The 19,377-nt window shown below is 57.8% G+C and carries 18 protein-coding genes; 9 read left to right on the forward strand and 9 right to left on the reverse strand.

Annotation, left to right across the window (positions count from 1 at the left end; genetic code table 11):
• The first annotated feature begins 227 nt into the window (after positions 1-227).
• The 4 genes from pepD to AFL22_RS20050 all read left to right on the forward strand — a co-directional run bounded on the left by pepD (position 228) and on the right by AFL22_RS20050 (position 5,542).
• Positions 228-1,685 (forward strand): beta-Ala-His dipeptidase, encoded by a 1,458-nt coding sequence (pepD, locus tag AFL22_RS20035; protein ID WP_010671162.1) that lies wholly within the window; start codon positions 228-230, stop codon positions 1,683-1,685.
• A gap of 260 nt (positions 1,686-1,945) precedes the next feature.
• Positions 1,946-3,451, forward strand: a complete 1,506-nt coding sequence (locus AFL22_RS20040; RefSeq protein ID WP_031292786.1) for a sugar ABC transporter ATP-binding protein — start codon at positions 1,946-1,948, stop codon at positions 3,449-3,451.
• Positions 3,448-4,449 carry an ABC transporter permease gene (locus AFL22_RS20045; RefSeq protein WP_010671160.1) on the forward strand — a complete coding sequence of 334 codons (1,002 nt, stop codon included), beginning with the start codon at positions 3,448-3,450 and terminating at the stop codon, positions 4,447-4,449. Before AFL22_RS20040 ends, AFL22_RS20045 begins: the two co-directional genes overlap by 4 nt.
• Before the next feature lie 25 nt (positions 4,450-4,474).
• Positions 4,475-5,542: a sugar ABC transporter substrate-binding protein gene (locus tag AFL22_RS20050; protein ID WP_010255186.1), complete on the forward strand. Its 1,068-nt coding sequence runs from the start codon at positions 4,475-4,477 to the stop codon at positions 5,540-5,542.
• Positions 5,543-5,578: 36 nt separating this feature from the next.
• On the opposite strand, the gene dinB is transcribed toward AFL22_RS20050, so the two are convergent.
• Positions 5,579-6,634, reverse strand: a complete 1,056-nt coding sequence (dinB, locus tag AFL22_RS20055; protein WP_010255185.1) for a DNA polymerase IV — start codon at positions 6,632-6,634, stop codon at positions 5,579-5,581.
• A gap of 244 nt (positions 6,635-6,878) precedes the next feature.
• Here dinB and dpaA point away from each other — a divergent pair, with 244 nt between their 5' ends.
• Positions 6,879-7,622 carry a peptidoglycan meso-diaminopimelic acid protein amidase gene (dpaA, locus tag AFL22_RS20060; RefSeq protein ID WP_010255183.1) on the forward strand — a complete coding sequence of 248 codons (744 nt, stop codon included), beginning with the start codon at positions 6,879-6,881 and terminating at the stop codon, positions 7,620-7,622.
• Here the strand turns inward: dpaA and AFL22_RS20065 are convergent.
• Both AFL22_RS20065 and lpcA read right to left on the reverse strand, forming a co-directional pair.
• Positions 7,593-8,360 carry a class II glutamine amidotransferase gene (locus tag AFL22_RS20065; RefSeq protein ID WP_010255181.1) on the reverse strand — a complete coding sequence of 256 codons (768 nt, stop codon included), beginning with the start codon at positions 8,358-8,360 and terminating at the stop codon, positions 7,593-7,595. The genes dpaA and AFL22_RS20065 overlap by 30 nt on opposite strands.
• A gap of 51 nt (positions 8,361-8,411) precedes the next feature.
• Positions 8,412-8,990 carry a D-sedoheptulose 7-phosphate isomerase gene (lpcA, locus tag AFL22_RS20070; RefSeq protein WP_010255178.1) on the reverse strand — a complete coding sequence of 193 codons (579 nt, stop codon included), beginning with the start codon at positions 8,988-8,990 and terminating at the stop codon, positions 8,412-8,414.
• Between the two features lie 253 nt (positions 8,991-9,243).
• On the opposite strand from lpcA, the gene fadE reads away from it, so the two are divergent.
• Entirely contained in the window at positions 9,244-11,694 is a 2,451-nt protein-coding gene (gene fadE, locus AFL22_RS20075) for an acyl-CoA dehydrogenase FadE (RefSeq protein WP_052272051.1), read from the forward strand.
• A gap of 192 nt (positions 11,695-11,886) precedes the next feature.
• Here fadE and mtnK read toward each other — a convergent pair whose 3' ends face one another.
• Positions 11,887-13,086, reverse strand: a complete 1,200-nt coding sequence (mtnK, locus tag AFL22_RS20080; RefSeq protein WP_033756697.1) for an S-methyl-5-thioribose kinase — start codon at positions 13,084-13,086, stop codon at positions 11,887-11,889.
• A gap of 122 nt (positions 13,087-13,208) precedes the next feature.
• Here mtnK and mtnA point away from each other — a divergent pair, with 122 nt between their 5' ends.
• Positions 13,209-14,231 carry an S-methyl-5-thioribose-1-phosphate isomerase gene (gene mtnA / locus AFL22_RS20085; protein ID WP_052272052.1) on the forward strand — a complete coding sequence of 341 codons (1,023 nt, stop codon included), beginning with the start codon at positions 13,209-13,211 and terminating at the stop codon, positions 14,229-14,231.
• A 56-nt stretch (positions 14,232-14,287) separates the two neighbouring features.
• Here mtnA and AFL22_RS20090 read toward each other — a convergent pair whose 3' ends face one another.
• From AFL22_RS20090 to AFL22_RS20100, 3 genes are read right to left on the reverse strand one after another with little or no spacing between them, the layout of a single operon-like run.
• Positions 14,288-14,830: an acireductone dioxygenase gene (locus tag AFL22_RS20090; protein WP_010671156.1), complete on the reverse strand. Its 543-nt coding sequence runs from the start codon at positions 14,828-14,830 to the stop codon at positions 14,288-14,290.
• A gap of 1 nt (position 14,831) precedes the next feature.
• Positions 14,832-15,515 carry an acireductone synthase gene (gene mtnC / locus AFL22_RS20095; protein ID WP_033756691.1) on the reverse strand — a complete coding sequence of 228 codons (684 nt, stop codon included), beginning with the start codon at positions 15,513-15,515 and terminating at the stop codon, positions 14,832-14,834.
• Positions 15,512-16,126, reverse strand: coding sequence for a methylthioribulose 1-phosphate dehydratase (locus AFL22_RS20100; RefSeq protein WP_010255165.1), 615 nt, complete (start codon positions 16,124-16,126; stop codon positions 15,512-15,514). Before AFL22_RS20100 ends, mtnC begins: the two co-directional genes overlap by 4 nt.
• Positions 16,127-16,607: 481 nt before the next feature.
• Here AFL22_RS20100 and AFL22_RS20105 point away from each other — a divergent pair, with 481 nt between their 5' ends.
• Together AFL22_RS20105 and AFL22_RS20110 are read left to right on the forward strand one after the other, a co-directional pair.
• Positions 16,608-17,768 (forward strand): pyridoxal phosphate-dependent aminotransferase, encoded by a 1,161-nt coding sequence (locus AFL22_RS20105; protein WP_033771023.1) that lies wholly within the window; start codon positions 16,608-16,610, stop codon positions 17,766-17,768.
• On the forward strand, positions 17,756-18,523 hold the full coding sequence (locus AFL22_RS20110) for an amidohydrolase (protein ID WP_052272053.1): 768 nt from the start codon (positions 17,756-17,758) through the stop codon (positions 18,521-18,523). The genes AFL22_RS20105 and AFL22_RS20110 overlap by 13 nt, the downstream gene beginning before the upstream one ends.
• A gap of 27 nt (positions 18,524-18,550) precedes the next feature.
• Here the strand turns inward: AFL22_RS20110 and uraH are convergent, their stop codons facing one another.
• Together uraH and uraD are read right to left on the reverse strand one after the other, a co-directional pair.
• Complete coding sequence (gene uraH, locus AFL22_RS20115) at positions 18,551-18,886, reverse strand: hydroxyisourate hydrolase (RefSeq protein WP_010671151.1); 336 nt, start codon at positions 18,884-18,886, stop codon at positions 18,551-18,553.
• The gene (gene uraD / locus AFL22_RS20120) at positions 18,883-19,377 is read right to left on the reverse strand and encodes a 2-oxo-4-hydroxy-4-carboxy-5-ureidoimidazoline decarboxylase (protein ID WP_052272054.1); all 495 of its coding nucleotides are present in this window, start codon (positions 19,375-19,377) and stop codon (positions 18,883-18,885) included. The genes uraH and uraD overlap by 4 nt, the downstream gene beginning before the upstream one ends.

Consider the following 19,377-nt stretch of genomic DNA (forward strand, 5'->3'; position numbering starts at 1 on the left):
GGCGTAAAAATGTGCAACGGGGAAAAGGTTGCGCGAGATTATAAGGAGTTGACGCACTAAAAACCAGCACCCGCGCACTGGTTGCGGCTTTTTAGCGCGTCTGAGAGCGCACCCGGTAGAAAACAGTGATATTCTCGGGCCTGGCTCGTCAGATTCTCTGACGGCGATTTTTCACTGGAAACTCGCGATGTCCGGCCTCGCCGGTACACTGACACAGGAGACCTGTCGTGTCTGAATTGTCTCAACTCTCTCCACAGCCGCTGTGGGATATTTTCGCTAAGATCTGCTCTATTCCCCATCCCTCTTTTCACGAAGAAGCGCTGGCGAGTTACATCGTCGGCTGGGCCAAAGAGCAAGGCTTCTGGTGTGAGCGCGATCAGGTCGGCAACATCCTGATTCGTAAGCCCGCCACCGCAGGCATGGAAAACCGTACCCCGGTTGCGCTACAGGCGCATCTGGATATGGTGCCGCAGAAAAATAACGACACCGTTCATGACTTCACCAAAGATCCGATTCAGCCCTGGGTTGACGGCGAGTGGGTGAAAGCGCGCGGCACCACGCTGGGCGCGGACAACGGCATCGGTATGGCTTCTGCGCTGGCAGTACTGGCTGACAACAGCCTGACGCATGGCCCGCTGGAAGTGCTGCTGACCATGACTGAAGAGACCGGTATGGATGGCGCATTCGGTCTGCAACCCAACTGGCTGCAGGCAGAAATCCTGATCAACACCGACTCCGAAGAAGAAGGTGAGATCTACATGGGCTGCGCGGGCGGTATCGACTTCGTCACCACCCTGCCGCTGACCCGTGAAGCGGTGCCTGCTGAATTCCAGACCCTGAAGCTGACGCTGAAAGGCCTGCGTGGCGGTCACTCCGGTGCCGATATTCATATGGGCCTCGGCAACGCCAACAAACTGCTGGCGCGCTTCCTTGCGGCACACGCTGCTGAACTGGATCTGCGTCTGCTGGCCTTCAGCGGCGGTACGCTGCGCAACGCGATCCCGCGTGAAGCCTTCGCTACCGTGGCGGTCGAGAGCCACAAAGCGGATGCGCTGAAATCAGCGGCGGCGCACTTCCTGAGCGCCATCAAAAATGAGCACGGCATCAAAGAGCCGAACATCGCCCTGGTCACTGAGCCGCTGGCACATCAGGGTGATGCGCTGAACGCTGACAGCCGCGATCGCTTCCTGAACCTGCTCAACAGCATGCCAAACGGCGTGATCCGCAACTCCGACGTGGCGAAAGGCGTGGTAGAAACCTCACTGAATATTGGTGTGGTGACCATGGAAGCCGATCATGCAGAGATCAACTGCCTGATCCGTTCGCTGATCGACACCGGCCGCGATTATGTGGTGCAGATGCTGACCTCACTGGGCCAGCTGGCCGGTGCACAGACCAAAGCGAAAGGCGGCTACCCAGGCTGGCAGCCTGATGCGGACTCCGCCATTATGGCGCTGACCCGTCAGACCTATATCGCGCTGTTTGATAAGACCCCGAACATTCAGGTGATCCACGCCGGTCTGGAGTGTGGTCTGTTCAAAAAACCGTATCCGGAGATGGATATGGTATCGATTGGGCCGACCATCACCGGGCCGCACTCGCCGGATGAGCAGGTTCACATCGAAAGCGTTGGCCTTTACTGGAAACTGCTGACCACCCTGCTGAATGTGGTGCCAGAAAAGTAATTCTGTCACAAAAAAAGTAAACCAGGCTCCGGCCTGGTTTTTTTATGCCTGTGACTTTCCCCCAGCATAATTCGCTGCCTTTTCCGTCCTTTACCCCGTTATTCCGCCGCTTTCCCGCGCTTCGCTGGTCACAGCCGCCATTATGTCCAGATGTCTGGATGGCTAATAAGATTTCGTGCTAGCTTATGCGCTTTCGGCTGTTGCCGCGCCTGAAGGTTCAGGAAAAAATGCGGCCAGTGATTCTTCAGGAGAGTAATGACATGCCAGGGTTAAACTGCCTTGAGATGCGTAACATCTCCATCGCTTTTGGCGGGTTTGCCGCGCTATCGTCGGTGGATTTCCGCAGTGACGGCCATTCAGTACATGCTCTGACCGGCGCTAACGGCGCGGGCAAGTCAACACTGATGGCGATCCTTTCCGGTGCGCACAGCCACTACAGCGGCGAGATCCTGCTGGATGGTGAGCCGGTCTCCATCCGTACGCCGCGTGATGCGAAACGGCTGGGTATCCATCTGGTTCAGCAGGAAGTGGACGTGGCGCTGGTGCCGCAGCTCAGCGTCGCGGAAAACATTCTGCTGGATCGGCTGGCAGAGCCTGGCCACCGCTATCGCTGGGGCGAGGTTCGGCGTCAGGCGCGGGCGCTGCTGGCTCAGCTCGACGTGGCGCTGGACGTCAACCGGCTGGTGGAGCGCTGCACCCTGGCTGAAAAGCAGCAAATTCTGCTGGCGCGCGCGCTGTCGCACCACTGCCGCTTTCTGATTCTGGATGAACCCACTGCCCCGCTGGATCAGCATGAAAGTGAGCGGCTGTTTGCTGTGGTGCGTCGCCTGCAGGCCAGCGGCATCGGCGTGGTGTTTATCTCTCACCGCATTCATGAACTGAAAGCAATCTGTGACCAGCTGACGGTGCTGCGTGATGGCCGGTTGATCGAAACCGGCCCGATGGCGGCACTGAGCGGTGAGCAGATCGTGGAGAAGATGCTGGGGCATCAGCTCACCGATATCTTCCCGGCCCGTCGTGCGCAGCAGACTCAGCCGCTGCTGCTGGCGATTGACGGTCTTCATGATGAGCAACTGCTGCAGGATATCTCGCTACGATTGCACAAAGGGGAAATTCTGGGCATTGCAGGCCTGGCCGGTGCCGGTAAAACCGAACTCTGTAAGGCGCTGTTTGGTGCCAGCAAAAGCCGCGTCAGTCGCGGTGAACTGCATGGCCAGCCGTGGCAGCCCCGTTCGCCGCATGACTCCGTCAGTCGCCGCATGGCGCTGGTGCCGGAGGAGCGGCGCAAAGAGGGGATCTTTATTGATGAGTCGGTGGCAATGAACCTCAGCGTCAGCGCAGACGACAGCTTTTCGCGCTGGAGCCTGTTTGGCCATCGCCAGGCGTGGCGCTGGGCGGAGCAGGTTATCCAGCAGTTGCAGGTGCGCACCACCGGTCCGGCACAGACGCTGCGCCGTCTCTCCGGCGGCAATCAACAGAAAGTGGCGATAGGCAAATGGCTGCGCAACAACGCCGACGTGCTGATTTTCGATGAGCCGACGAAAGGCGTCGATATCAAAGCCAAAACCGAACTCTTCACCCTGATCGATAACCTGGCGCGCGAGGGGAAAGGCATCATTTACGCGTCGGGAGAGTTTTCTGAACTGGTCGGTTTATGCGACCGGATTTGCGTGCTCTGGGATGGACGCATTGTGGCCGAACTGGCTGCACGCGACGTCACCGAAGAGACGCTTTTGCTCTATTCCACCGGAGGAACCCCTGCGTGAGCAGCAAAGAAACCAGCCTGAATCTGACAGCCTCGCCGTGGCGTCACCAGTTGTTCGACTTTCTCTATAAATGGGGCATGTTGCTCACGGTGGTGATCCTGATCGCCGCCTTTGGTCTCGCCTCCGACAGCTTCCTTGAACCCAACAACATCATCAATATTCTGCGCTCAATTGCCATTGTCACGGTGATTGCGATCGGCGTCTCGATCTCGCTGACCGTTGGCGGCTTTGATCTGTCGGTCGGATCGACCGCCTCGCTGGCCAATGCACTGGTGATTTCACTGTTTGTCTGGTACGGCTTCGGCACTACCACCGCCATCCTGCTCACCCTGGCGCTCTGCACCCTGGTCGGGCTGTTTAACGCCTTTCTGATTGTGATCCTGCGCATTCCCGACATGCTGGCAACGCTGGCGACATTGTTCGTGATTCAGGGTGTGGCGATGACCTACAGCTTTGGCGGATCGATCACCGAGAACATGGTGCTGCCGAGCGGCGATATGGCGGAAGGCACCATTCCGGCGGCGTTTGGCCTGCTCGGCCAGGTGCCCACCATCGTCATCATCATGCTGGTCGTCACCGTCGCCGCGCAGCTGGCGCTCTCACTGACTAAACATGGTCGCCGGATGTATGCGCTGGGCGGCAATCCGGAAGCGGCGCGCCTCTCCGGCATCCGCACCACCCGCTATCGGGTGCTGGCTTATGTGATCGCCTCACTGCTGGCCGGCCTGGGCGGCATTCTGCTCGCCTCGCGTATCGGCTCCTCGCAGGTGAATGCCGGTAGCGGCTACCTGATGGACGCGGTCGCGGCGGCGTGGATCGGCTTCTCACTGGCGGGTTCCGGCAAGCCGAATGCACTGGGCACGCTGGTCGGCGCGGTGATCCTCGGCGTGCTGCAGAACGGTCTGGTGATGCTCTCTGTTCCCTATTACGCCATGGACATTATTAAAGGGCTGGTGCTGGCTTTAGCACTGGCGATCACCTATATCCAGCGCCGCTGAGGCGCGTTTACCGGAGTTGATAACAATGCAAAAAATAACACTCTCGCTGCTGGCCCTGAGCCTGCTGAACGCCAGCGCCGCCTTCGCGGATACCGTCACGCCGGTGCCTGCGGCTATCGCCAGTCATGATGGCCCGATCCGTATTGCGGTAATCCGCAATCTCGGCTCCGATGACAACACCACCCAGTTTGTTGCCGGTGCCATTCAGCAGGGTCGCCAGCTTGGCTTCAAGGTCAGCACCTTTCTCAGCAATGGCGACGATGCGCGCTTCCAGGATTTCGTGAATCAGGCGATCAGCCAGAAATATGACGGCATCGTGCTGTCGCACGGTAAAGCGCCCTACGCCAGCGGACTGGTGAAGCGCATTGCCGATGCAGGCATTAAGCTGTCGGTGTTTGATACGCCGGTGGATAGCCCGATCCCGGGCGTCACCGTCACCGCGCAGGATGACGCTTCACTGGCGCAGCTGTCGCTGGGCCAGCTCATCCATGATTTCAACGGCAAGGCGAACATCGTCAAGCTATGGGTTGCCGGTTTCCCGCCGATGGAACGCCGTCAGGTGGTGTATGAAAAACTGCTGAAAGAGAATCCGGGCATTCATCAGCTTGAGTCGATTGGTGCGGTTTCAACTGACGTTCAGGGCGACACCGCCAATAAAATTGGCGCGATTCTGGCGAAATACCCGAAAGGCAAAATCGACGCCATCTGGGGTGCCTGGGACGCCTTCAGCCAGGGCGCTTACAAAGCGCTGCAGGAGAATGGCCGTACCGAGATCAAGCTCTACAGCATTGATGTTTCGAACCAGGATTTGCAGCTGATGCGCGAGAAAAACAGCCCGTGGGTGCAGACGGTAGCGGTGGATCCTAAAACTATTGGCGCGGTGAATATGCGTCTGGTGGCGAAGAAAATTGCCGGTGAAGAGACGCCAGCGACTTATCAGTTTAAAGCGGCATCGATCTCTCAGCAGCAGCTTAACAGCCAGCCTGGCGCGGTGAACGTCGCGTCACTGAACAAGATCATTCCGGGCTGGGGCAGCAATGAGGATTTCGTTGCCCCGTGGTTTGCGACCCTGGCGGCGAAATATAAGAAGTAATCGGATGTCAGCCTTGCCGGTCGGTGAGGCTGACGGTTACAGACCCAGCAGCAGCTGACGCTCCAGCTGGGGATCCACCATAGTCACATGTAATCCCACCAGCCGCACGCCGCGCCCGGCACGACGCTCATCCCAGGTTTTACGGGCGATGGCAATCATGTCCTCTTTATTCAGCACCGGCCAGATATGCTCCTGGGTCGTCTGCTGAAAATCACTGAACTTCAGTTTGACGCCCTGTCGCGCCACCTGCTTGTCAGGTCGGATCTGCGTCAGCCGGCGTTCCAGTTCGGCGTAGAGAAAATCGATAATTTCCAGGCAGGCATCCCAGTCGCTGATATCTTCCGCCAGCGTCCGTTCAACCCCCAGCGATTTACGCTCGCGCTCAACGATCACGCTGCGGTCATCAATGCCATTGCTGCGCTCCCACAGCACCCGGCCAAACTTGCCAAAGCGCTTTAACAGCAGCGCTAAGTCCGCCTTCTGCACGTCGCCACAGGTCACCAGCCCCATCTCTTCCAGCTTTTTGGCCGAGACCTTGCCGACGCCAGGGATTTTCGCCAGCGGCAGGGTCAGCAGAAAACCGGACATCTCCGGCGGGGTAATCACGAACTGCCCGTCCGGCTTATTGAGGTCAGAGGCGATCTTCGCCAGAAATTTAATCGGGGCGATGCCCGCTGAGGCGGTAAGCCCGGTTTCACGGTAGATGGTGGCACGGATCGCCTGCGCCATCAGCGTGGCAGAGCCGTGACAGTGGGGGCTGTCGGTGACATCCAGGTAAGCTTCATCAAGGGAGAGCGGTTCAATCAGCGGCGTATAGCGGGTAAAGATGTCGCGGATCTGCGCGGAGGCTTCTTTATAGGCGTCAAAGCGTCCTGGCAGCAGACGCAGATGCGGGCATAACTTGAGGGCCATGCCGGTTGGCATCGCGCTGCGCACGCCAAATTTGCGCGCCGGATAGTTGGCGGTGCTGATCACGCCGCGACGTTCGCGGCTGCCACCAATGGCGATCGGGATGTCGCGCAGCTGGGGATTATCACGCATCTCCACCGCGGCATAGAAGCAGTCCATATCGACATGAATGATTTTACGCATACCCCCTCCGGCACTGGATAAGTATACAGTTGGCAGGGGTAACTGCAATATTTGTCGCGCTGACGATTAAAGTTTACAAATTTCTGGCCGAATATCCTTCAGTAAATCGCGAATTTGGCTGACGCCGTCTTGCTAAAAAAACAGACAATGTTTAATGTTGCGCTGCGGTAGCGGACAGTTCCGATAATGCAAACAGAGACGCACATTTTGCGTCATGTTCTCTTCACCTCAAGGTACACACAGCATGGGCAAAATCGCACTCCTGTTTGCGATGATTTTACTGCCAGCCCTCAGCATGGCAATGACACCCGAACCCGTCTCAACGGCACCGGTCAGCAAAGAATTAAAGAAGCAGTTACTTGGCACCCCGGTCTATATCCAGATCTTCAAGGAAGAACGCACGCTCGAACTCTACGGCAAAATCGGTAACGAATACCGCCTGCTGGACACCTACCGCATCTGTAACTTTTCTGGCGGCCTTGGCCCGAAACGCCGTGAAGGCGATTTCAAAAGCCCGGAAGGTTTTTACAACGTGAAGCTGAATCAGCTGAAGCCGGATAGCCGGTTTTATCGCGCGATCAACATCGGCTTTCCGAATCAGTACGATCGTAATCAGGGCTACAGCGGCAATTACCTGATGATTCATGGCGACTGTAAGTCGATTGGCTGCTATGCCATGACTAACGCCTATATGGATGAGATTTTTACCTATGTGAATGCCGCACTGCGTAACGGCCAGCAGGATATCAGCATCAGCATCTATCCATTCCGCATGACCGACAGCAATATGCAGCGTCACCGCTACTCCACCTATGCCAGTTTCTGGCAGCAGCTGCAGCCGGGATATGCTTACTTTGCCAAATATCATCAGCCGCCGATGGTTAATGTCGCCAGCGGTAAGTATGTGATGAACAGCAGCCCGGCACCGGTTTTAGCCAGTCCCGAAGCGGCTTCACGTTCATTCCTGGCGCTCTCCAAGGCAGAATAACGCCCATTCACCTGGCACGATCCGCTGCCAGGTTTCATTGGCCGTCAGTGGCTGCGTAGCAATCACCGTCACCACGTCATGCGGCGTGGTGTGCTGCTGAAAATCGACCTCCACATCCTGATCCAGTAACTGCGCCCGGCCAAAGGGTGCGCGACGGGTGATCCAGTAAAGATTGGTGGAGCAAAAGGCCATCAGATAACGGCCGTCTGACAGCAGCATGTTAAACACGCCCTTCTGCCGCAACGTGCCGGCAAGCTCCCCGATAAAACGGAATACCGCAGGCCAGTTGCCTGGCGTACGTGGATAGCGCGTCGCCAGCTGATGCAGGATCCAGCAGAACGCCTTCTCGCTGTCCGTTTCGCCTACTGGCCGGAATGTGCCGGTCTCCAGCTGCCGATAGCCCCTGAGCTGCCCGTTGTGCGCATAGGTCCAGTTACGGCCCCACAACTCACGGGTAAACGGGTGGGTATTTTCCAGCGACACCTGCCCGCGATTCGCCTGGCGGATGTGCGCCACCACCGAATGCGATTTGATCGGATACTCCTGCACCAGACGCGCAATCGGCGAGTTAAAGCTCGGCAGCGGATCTTTAAACGTACGACAACCTTTATCTTCGTAGAAGGTAATGCCCCAGCCATCTTTGTGAGGCCCGGTTCCGCCGCCACGCTGAACCAGACCGGTAAAGCTGAAACAGATATCCGTGGGAACATTGGCGCTCATCCCGAGCAATTCGCACATAGCCACCGCCTTAGAGTAAGCGGCCTCCCGTCAGGCGGGAGGCCAGCGCAGTTACTTCACCATCTCTTTTTCGATCAGCAGCATCAGGATGTGGATCACTTTAATGTGGATCTCCTGGATGCGATCGGCATAACCAAAGTGTGGCACCCGGATTTCAATGTCGGCACTGCCTGCCATCTTACCGCCATCTTTACCGGTCAGGGTGATCACTTTCATCCCCTGCGCACGGGCAGCTTCAATCGCTTTAATGATATTGGCAGAGTTACCGGAAGTTGAGAGGCCTAGCAGCACATCGCCCGGACGCCCTACCGCTTCCACATAGCGTGAAAAGACATAGTCATAACCAAAATCATTACTGACGCAGGAGAGATGGCTGACATCAGAGATGGCAATCGCCGGATAGCCAGGACGATTTTCGCGGTAGCGACCGGTCAGCTCTTCAGCGAAATGCATCGCATCGCAATGTGAACCGCCGTTACCGCAGGAAAGCACCTTGCCGCCCGCCTTAAAGCTGTCAGCCAGCAGCACCGCCGCACGCTGGATCGCATGGATATTGGCCTCGTCGCTGAGGAATTTATTCAGCGTATCAGCAGCTTCATTAAGCTCAGAGCGGATAATGTCCTGGTACATAGGGATGTCCTTTTTTAGGAGAGTTTAATCGCAGCAAGTTTAACGGAATGGCCGGTCAGCGCAAAGCGTCATGCCATGGCTGGCCAGGCAGTGGCGGTGATTATCGCTGCAGCAGGTGATGCAAAAATGGACCGAAATCGGTTTTTGTGAGGCAGGTTGTAATTGCGATGTAAACAAATTGATAAATCAACCCAACTGCTCTAAACCTCTCTACATAACAGGTCAGACCTCTTACTACTTGGAGCGGTTCATTATGATGGTTGTCTCGATACTTGCCACGGTGGCGCTGATTGGCGCCCTGTTCTACCACCGCCTGTCGTTGCGGCTCAGCAGCGCGATTCTGCTGCTGTGGACTGCTGCGATGGCTTTTGCTCACCTCTGGACGCCATGGTTACTGTTGCCGCTGGCGATCATCCTGCTGCCGTTCAACCTGCCGTCACTGCGCCGCAGCCTGTTTTCAAAGCCGATGTTTCAGCGCTTCCAGCAGGTGATGCCGCCGATGTCACGCACCGAAAAAGAAGCGATCGATGCGGGCACCACCTGGTGGGAAGGCGATCTGTTTCAGGGCAAACCAGACTGGCAGAAGCTGCACAACTATCCGCAGCCGCGCCTGACTGCCGACGAGCAGGCTTTTCTCAATGGTCCGGTTGAAGAAGCATGCCGCATGGCCAATGATTTCCAGATCACCCATGAGCTGGCCGATATGCCGCCGGAACTCTGGGCTTATCTGAAAGAGCATCGTTTCTTCGCGATGATTATCAAAAAAGAGTATGGCGGACTCGATTTCTCCGCCTATGCGCAGGCCTGCGTGCTGCAAAAACTGTCGGGCGTCTCCGGGATTCTGGCGATTACCGTAGGCGTGCCTAACTCATTAGGTCCGGGCGAACTGCTGCAACACTACGGCACTGAAGAGCAGAAAAATCACTATTTACCCCGGCTGGCACGCGGCGATGAGATCCCCTGCTTTGCGCTGACCAGTCCGGAAGCGGGCTCAGATGCCGGAGCCATCCCCGATACCGGCGTGGTCTGCATAGGCGAGTGGCAGGGTCAGCAGGTGCTGGGCATGCGGCTGACCTGGAACAAGCGTTATATTACGCTGGCGCCGATCGCCACCGTGCTGGGGCTGGCATTTAAACTCTCCGATCCGGATCATCTGCTCAGCGATAACGAAAATCCTGGCATTACCTGTGCGCTGATCCCGACCAACACGCCCGGCGTGGAGATAGGTCATCGCCACTTCCCGCTTAACGTGCCGTTCCAGAACGGGCCGACACGCGGCAATAATATCTTTGTGCCGATTGATTATATTATCGGCGGCCCACAAATGGCCGGTCAGGGCTGGCGGATGCTGGTGGAGTGTCTGTCTGTGGGTCGCGGCATTACGCTGCCATCGAACTCAACCGGCAGCCTGAAAAGTGTGGCGCTGGCGACAGGCGCCTATGCCCATATCCGTCGTCAGTTCCGCGTCTCAATCGGTAAGATGGAAGGGATTGAAGAGCCGCTGGCGCGCATTGCCGGTAACGCCTACGTGATGGATGCGGCGGCCACGCTGATTACGGCCGGTATTATGCAGGGTGAAAAACCGGCAGTGCTGTCGGCGATTGTGAAATATCACTGCACCCATCGCGGTCAGCGCGCCATTATCGACGCCATGGATATTGCCGGCGGTAAAGGCATTATGCTGGGTAACAGCAACTTCCTGGCCCGCGCCTATCAGGGTGCGCCCATCGCCATCACGGTGGAAGGCGCTAATATTCTGACCCGCAGCATGATTATCTTCGGACAGGGTGCGATTCGCTGCCATCCTTACGTACTGCAGGAGATGGCGGCAGCAGCCAGCAACGATGTTAACGCGTTTGATCAGGCGCTGTTCAGCCACATCGGTCATGTCGGCAGCAGCACCATGCGCAGCCTGTGGCTGGGCTTAACCGCCGGACGCACCAGCGCCACCCCGACCCGCGATGGCACCCGTCGTTACTATCAGCATCTGAACCGCATCAGTGCCAACCTGGCGTTGCTCTCTGATGTGTCGATGGCGGTGCTGGGCGGCAGCCTGAAACGTCGTGAGCGTATTTCGGCGCGTCTGGGCGATGTGCTGAGCCAGCTCTATCTCGCCTCGGCGACGCTGAAACGCTATGACGATGAAGGCCGCAACGAAGCCGATCTGCCGCTGGTGCACTGGGGCGTGCAGGATGCGTTACATCAGGCGGAAGTCGCGATGGACGATCTGCTGCGTAACTTCCCGAACCGTCTGGTCGCGGGCGCATTGCGGATGACTATTTTTGCAGGCGGTCATCACTGCCCTGCTCCGTCTGACCGTCTGGACCATCAGCTGGCAAAACTGCTGCAACAGCCGTCAGCTACCCGCAGCCGTCTGGGCCGTGGCATGTACCTGACGCCCAGCGAGCACAACCCTGCCGGTCAGCTGGAACAGGCGTTGCAGGATGTGATGGCGGCAGAAGTGATCCATGACAGGCTGTGCAAACAGACGAAGCAGCACCTCTCCTTTACCCGGCTGGATGCGCTGGCGAAGCGCGCGCTGGAGCAGGGCTGGATTGATGCTAAAGAGGCTGAAGTGTTGCAGCGTGCTGAGGCCAGCCGCCTGCGTTCGATTAACGTCGATGAGTTTGAGGCGGATGCGCTGGCAGTGCCGGTGCCAGAGAAAGCCCCTCAGGCTGCGTCGCGGGCGAGTGAGGCAGCATAGGGTTAGCGTTAGCCTGCATCACCGGCGCAGGAACAGGGTCAGAAGAGGAAAGCGTCCCGCGTCAGGACAACGCGGGCCGAGCGAGCCAGGGATGGCTTTAGCGACTTTCCGATCTGCCCCTGTTTCCGGCGCGGGCACACTCTTACAGCCAGCCTTTGATTTACCTGAAAGCCGACATCACGTCGGCTTTTTTTATCCCGCCTGACGGATGCGGGCAATCAGCGCATCCACATCTTCTACATGATCGGCCGCCAGAATCAGCGTGCGTCCCAGATTAATTGCATTACGGATGCAGTCGGTACGCATCGCCGGATCGGCAATCAGCTTCATATCCGCCACGTGTGACATCCCCACCGTGCGGCGAATTAGTTCGGTGCCGCAGTAACCAATGGTATCAGCCCATACTTTACGCAGAAACGCCTCCGCATAGCCTGGATAAGCCAGCGCCTCATCACGGGTTTTCTCAGCCGCCAGTGCCAGAAAGCCCGAGGCAAAGGTGGTCCAGAGGGTGTGCACATCGCTGAGACGCTGCTCGCGTGCATCGGCGGCCTCACGCGGTGGCAGCAGACCCGGCACGCCGCAGTAGTTAATCAGCAGGTTGCCGATGGCGGTGCCGACATCAAAACCGATAGGGCCAAAATAACCAAATTCCGCATCAATCGCTTTCAGGCTGCCATCAGCAACGAAAATCGATCCGCTGTGAATATCACCATGCAGCAGCGCTTCAGCGTGGGCAAAGAAACGATGCTTGAGACCGCCCACCGCAATGCGCAGTGCATCGTCATTACGCAGGCTGGCGACCAGCGGTTCAAGCGCTTCGGGATAGCTATTGCGCTCATGGTCGGTATAGGGATCGTTAAAGAAAAGATCTTCGGTGATTTCACACATTTCCGGATTAATAAAACGCGCCACTTCCGCTTTTTTCTGGTGCGGATGCAGGATGAAATCGGAGGTATGAAACAGGGTTTGTGCCAGATAGTCGCCTAACTGCTGAGCCGCTTCCGGGTAGTAAGCGCCCTTCACCAGCTCGCCGCGCCAGATGCGATGACTGGAGAGATCTTCCATTACCATCACCGCCAGCTCCGCATCGTAATGGGTGATCTTCACCGTGTGCTGCGGACAATATTTGTAGTGTTCGACCAGGGTCTGCGCTTCCAGCCGCGCCCGATCCAGCGTCAGCGGCCACGACTCACCCACACAGCGCACATAGGGCAGCGCCTGCTTGACCACCACCCGGCTGTTGCCCTGATCGTCATAAATTTTAAACACCAGGTTGAGGTTGCCATCACCAATCTCTTCTGCGCTGCTCAGCGCGGCAGGATTGTCCACGCCGCCAAATTGTCGGGCATATTCCACAGCATCAGCAGCAGTAAAGGTACGGTATTGCGACATTGCCTGTTCCTCATCAATCGAAGGGGGATAACCTGGGTGTAATAAGCCGTTCAGACGTCTATACATCCGTTCAGCATGTTGGCACAATAGGTATCATTAACGCAACATGGATTTCACCCACAATGCAGACACTTCAAACCACCAGCTTACAGGTTCGTGACAATCAGCTCTGGATTCTGGATCAGCAGGCACTGCCGCAGCAAAAGAACTGGCTGTCCGCGCACAGCGTGCCCCAGCTGATTGAACATATTCATGCGCTGCGGGTGCGCGGTGCGCCGCTGATCGGCCTTTCCGCCTCGCTGCTGCTGGCGTTGCTGGCAGAACAGGGGCAGACGCGCGCTGAACTGGCGCAGGCACTGGAGACCCTGCGCGCCGCCCGCCCTACCGCTGTCAATCTGATGAACAATCTGGACCGGATGAAACTGGCGCTGGCGCAGCCGGACTTTGCCCCCGCGCTGGCAGAAGAAGCCTGGCGGCTGGTGCAGGAAGATAAGCAGCTGTGTGACGCCATTGCTGACGCGGGTTGTACGCGGGTGGAACCCGGCAGCCAGCTGCTGACCCACTGTAATACCGGCGGACTGGCCACCGCCGGTGTGGGCACCGCCCTTGGCGTGATTGCCCGCGCCCATCAGCAGGGGCTGATTAAGAATGTCTGGGTTGATGAAACCCGTCCGCTATTACAGGGCGGCCGGTTAACCGCCTGGGAGCTGGGTGAGCTGGCGATTCCTTACACCCTGATTACCGATTCCATGGCCGCCAGCCTGATGGCCCGTGGAGAGGTCGATGCCGTATGGGTAGGCGCTGACCGCATTGCCGCCAACGGCGATGTGGCGAATAAAATCGGCACCTACAGCCTGGCGGTGCTGGCCCATTATCATCAGATTCCGTTTTACGTGGCGGCCCCGCATACCACGCTGGATCGCAGCTGTCCGGACGGCGCAGCGATTCCTATTGAGCAGCGCGCCGCCAGTGAAGTGACGGGCGTTGCCGGCAGTTTTGGCAGCGTGCAGTGGGCGCCGGAAGCGGCGAAGGTCTATAACCCGGCGTTTGATGTCACGCCCGCCACCCTGATCAGCGGCTGGGTACTGGACACCGGGGTAGTCACGCCTTACCAGGTTCAGGGTGGCATTTTCCAGCCACAATAACGGTCTGCAAGGCGTTTGCCGCTCACGGTAAACGCCTTGCGAAAACAACGGGCGGTTTACGCCAGACGCGGATAGGCATCCGCAATCTTATCGCCGGTAAAGTTCGCTACCCAGCCTTCCTGATTATCGAAAATACGGATAGCCGTGAAGTGCGGTGACGATCCCATATCAAACCAGTGTGGTGTTCCCGCTGGTACCGAGATCAGATCGTTTTTTTCGCAGAGGATCTGCAGGATCTCGCCATCCAGGTGCAGACAAAAGAGTCCGGCCCCCTCAACAAAGAAACGCACCTCATCTTCGCCGTGTGTATGTTCAGAGAGAAACTTCTCGCGCAGCACGGTTTTCTGGGGATTATCGGCGCGCATGCTGATCACATCCCAGCTCTGATAGCCCTTCTCTGCCACCAGCCGATCGATCGCATGCTGATAGGCGTTGATCACCGTTTCGGGATCCGGATTTTCACCCAGATCGCGATCGGCTTCCCAGCGCTCAAAACGGACGCCTTTGGTGCTCAGGCGTTCACGAATCTCTTCCGCGTCAGTGCTGTGCCACACCGGCTGGCTGGCTTCGCGGTCGGTAAAAATAGTCAGTGCGCTCATCCTAAATTGACTCCGGGTTAATCTGGGAAAAATCCGTCACCTGACGATGGCGGCTCTCGCCGTCCGCATCGCCACGCAGTAGTTGCAGCGTCTGCCAGCCCGCCTCAGCGGCGGCATCCAGCTCCTGATGAATATCGGAGAGAAACAGCAGCTGCTCCGCTGGCTGACCAATTTCAGCGGCGATAGCGCGATAGGCTGCGACTTCGCGTTTGGCACCCACGTGCGTATCAAAATAGCCGCTGAAGAGGTCAGTAATATCACCTTCGTCGCTGTAGCCAAATAACAATTTCTGCGCCGCAACCGAGCCGGAGGAATATACATACAGTTCAATGCCCTGCGCCTTCCAGCGGCTCAGTGCTGGCAGGACGTCAGGATAGAGATGGCCGGTAAAACTGCCGTTAACATAGCCATCGCGCCAGATCATGCCCTGCAGCGCTTTCAGGCCGGTTGATTTACGATCCTGGTCCATAAACCCCAGCAGAATCTCTGTCACCGCATCCAGGTCGGCCTGCGGCTGACCGGCCTCCTCACGTACCGACTGCAGCGCTGCGGCGACCTCGGGCTGATGCGCATTTTCACGCAAAAAACTCGCCAGATGCTGGCGGGCGTAGGGAAACAGGATGTTATGTACAAAACGGATATCGCTCGTGGTGCCTTCGATATCAGTAACAATGGCGCGAATCATGCTCTCTCCAGCAGGCGACGTTGACGTTCACATTCAAATAAAAATTCCAGACCTTCCAGATGACGGCGTGCTTCGCTGACATCCCGGCCCCAGCAGGTTAAGCCGTGACCGCGCAGCAGAAAGCCGTAACGCAGCGGAAAGCGGGCGGCGTAATCTTCAATTTCTGACGCCAGCGCCGCAATGTCCTGGCTGTTGTCGAACACAGGAATGGCGAGCGTATCCAGATGGGTGTGCTGGCCGCTTAACGATTTTTGCATCTCATAGCCGTGCAGCAGCAGCGCCGCGCCCTGCTCCACCCGCGACAGAACAGTCGCATTCACGGTGTGGGTATGCAGCACCGCGCCCGCCTCGGGAAAGAGTCGATAGATCATCGTGTGCAGACCGGTTTCTGCCGACGGCTTACGGCCAGAGAGCGACTGGCTGGTGGCAATATCGACCTCGATAAAGTCATCCCGCGTCAGCGTGCCTTTATCTTTGCCCGATTCACTCAGCAGGCAGACATGTTCATCGCGGCGCACCGACATATTTCCGCCGGTGGCCGGTGCCCAGCCTTTCGCGCCAATCCAGTGACAGGCGGCGACCAGCTGATCTAATGGAAGACTCTGCGACATAAAAGTTCCTTGCGGTGAAATGTGATCTCGGGTGGCTCAGCCCAGATAACGATAATGGCTATAAAATTACAACAGGTTGAAAATCTTAAACAGTTAGCAAACGTGCCCGACTGCTGAACCATACTCTCCGGGTCCTGCCAGATGATCCGCATCTCAGCAAGGCGGCAAGCGCTTATCGCCGGGAGCTGACACTCGTCAGTGACCGGGGTAAGTAAGTGCAGCCAACGCCGCTGACGCCCGGAGCATGACGCATGTAAATGCTAAATGATCCGCATCTCAGTAAGGCAGCAAGTGCGCGCATCCCCGGGAGCTGACACTTGTCAGTGACCGGGGTAAGCAAACGAAGCTAACGAAGCTGAGGTGTGGAGCATGACGCATTTAGCCATCTAAGCGTCTTGATTGCCAAATACTATCATCCTGTTTATAGTGGCACAAACACCGGGTGACACCGCATCAATCTTCGCGCTTAAGGCCTGACATCATGACGCAGCACAACCTGATCCCCGAGAGTAAACTCCCTTTGCTCGGCACCACCATTTTCAGCCAGATGAGTGCGCTGGCGCAGCAGCATAACGCCATCAATCTCTCTCAGGGCTTTCCCGATTTTAGCGGCCCGGATTATCTGCAGCAGCGGTTGGCGTATCACGTCAGCCAGGGCGCGAACCAGTATGCACCGATGACCGGTGCGCTGCCGTTACGTGAGGCGATAGCAGAGAAAACCGCGCGGCTCTATGACTATCGTCCTGATGTCGAAACGGAGATTACGGTGACGGCAGGCGCAACCGAAGCGCTCTATGCGGCGATTACCGCGCTGGTGCGGCCAGGCGATGAAGTGATCTGCTTTGATCCCAGCTACGACAGCTATGCGCCTGCGGTAGAGTTGTCGGGCGGCGTGATGAAACGCATTACGCTGCAGCCGCCCGCTTTCCGTGTGGACTGGCAGGCGTTTGCTGCGCTGCTGAGTGATAAAACCCGGCTGGTGATCCTGAATACGCCGCACAATCCTTCCGCCACCGTCTGGCAGCAGCAGGATTTCGCCGCGCTGTGGCAGGCGATTGCTGCGCGGCCGGTCTATGTGCTGAGCGACGAAGTCTATGAGCACATCTGCTTCGATCAGGCAGGCCACGCCAGCGTGCTGGCACATCCCGAACTGCGCCAGCGTGCTATCGCGGTGTCGTCGTTTGGTAAGACCTTCCATATGACCGGCTGGAAAGTGGGCTACTGCATTGCCCCTGCCGCGATCAGCGCTGAACTGCGCAAGGTGCATCAGTATCTGACCTTCTCGGTGAATACGCCGGCGCAGCTGGCGATTGCCGATATGCTGCGTGAGCATCCGGAGCACTATCTTGAGCTGCCAGCGTTTTATCGCGACCGCCGCGATCGGCTGGCAACGGCGCTAAGCAGCAGCCGCTTTAAGGTGCTTCCCTGCGAAGGTACCTACTTTTTGCTGGTCGATTACAGCGCCGTCTCCGATCTGGATGATGTCAGTTTCTGCCAGTGGCTGACCCGCGAAGTGGGCGTTGCCGCGATTCCTCTGTCGGTGTTCTGCGCCGATGCCTTTCCTCATAAACTGATCCGCCTCTGTTTTGCCAAACAGCCGGCGACATTAGATGCCGCCGCGGAGCGCTTATGTCAGCTTTAAAAATCACGTTACTGCAGGAGACGCTGAGCTGGATGGATGGCGAGGCCAACCTGCGCCATTTTGACGAGCAACTGGATGGACTCACCGGGCGCGATCTGATTTTACTGCCGGAGATGTTTACCACCGGCTTTGCAATGGAAGCGGCGAAAAGCTCGCTGCCTCAGGCCCAGGTGGTGGAGTGGCTGCATCAGCATGCACGTCGCAACGATGCCCTGGTCGGCGGCAGTGCGGCGATTCAGACCGAACACGGCGCGGTAAACCGCTTTCTGCTGGTGGAGCCGGACGGCACGCTGCATCAGTATGACAAGCGCCACCTGTTCCGCATGGCGGACGAGCATCACCACTATCTGCCTGGCGAACAGCGTCAGGTGTTTGAGTGGCGCGGCTGGCGCATCCTGCCGCAAATCTGTTACGACCTGCGTTTCCCGGTCTTCTCGCGCAACCGCAACGATTACGATCTGGCGCTCTATGTCGCCAACTGGCCTGCACCGCGTGCACTGCACTGGCAGGCACTGCTGCTGGCGCGGGCAATTGAGAATCAGGCTTATGTAGCAGGCTGTAACCGCGTCGGCAGTGACGGCAATCAGCATGAATACAGCGGCGACAGCCAGATTATTTCACCGCAGGGCGAGATCCTCAGTGGGGCTGAGCCGCACCAGCGCGCCAGGCTGGACGCAGAGCTGTCGCTGGACGCACTGAATGCTTATCGCGAGCGCTTCCCGGCCTGGCAGGATGCGGATCGCTTTTCGCTGTGAATGGCGGGCGGGAAGTCAGACCGCCCATTAACTGCCGCGATAGGTTGACCACGACCAGGGCGAAATCAGAAACGGCAGATGAAAATGACTGCCCGCTTCGGCAATCATAAAATCGATCTGCGCGCTGACGTAGAGTGCATCCCGACCAGCGGCGGCAAAATAGTCGCCGATTTCTGCCGTTAAACGGTAGTGGCCCGGCGTCAGCGGCTCGGGCGTCAGATCTTTCAGACGCCCGTCGCTGTCGGTTTCACCCTGTGAAATCGGAAACCACCCTTCCGGGCTGTTCTGCTCAAGTGAAATCGCTACACCGCTGGCCGGTTTGCCCAGCGCCGTGTCCAGAATATGGGTGGTAACAGTACTCATTGAATCGTCTCCTTCAGGCGTAACAGGGTAATTTCACGCAGCTGATCCAGCGCCTCCTGCTGCTCGGCAGGATCGCTATTCTGCAACCGACGCTCCAACTCTGCCAGCATCTGCTCGCCGCTGCGCCCTGTGGCGCGAATCAGAAACACCCGGCCAAAACGCGTTTCATACGCCTGATTCCCCTGCTGCATTGCCTGCTGCAAAGCGCTGTCGGCCTGCTGCATGGCGGACTGCTCTCCCCGTGAAAGTGCCGCTTCTTTATCCGCACCGTTCGCGCGTTCGCCAATGCGGGGATGCGCCGACAGTGCGGCCTCCAGCTCAGGCCGCTGCCACTGGCGGGCCAGCGCATCGGCGGTTGCCCGTAGCGCATCCAGGGTGTCAAAAGGCCGCGCCGCCACCAGCGACTGCTGCCAGTGCGGAATGGCAACACAATGCCGGATGGCCGCCTGCGCCTCATCAGCCGACAGCTGATTAAATGCGGCTAATTCCAT

This window comes from Pantoea sp. CFSAN033090, assembly GCF_001264395.1.
In the GTDB taxonomy this organism is placed as follows: domain Bacteria; phylum Pseudomonadota; class Gammaproteobacteria; order Enterobacterales; family Enterobacteriaceae; genus Pantoea; species Pantoea agglomerans.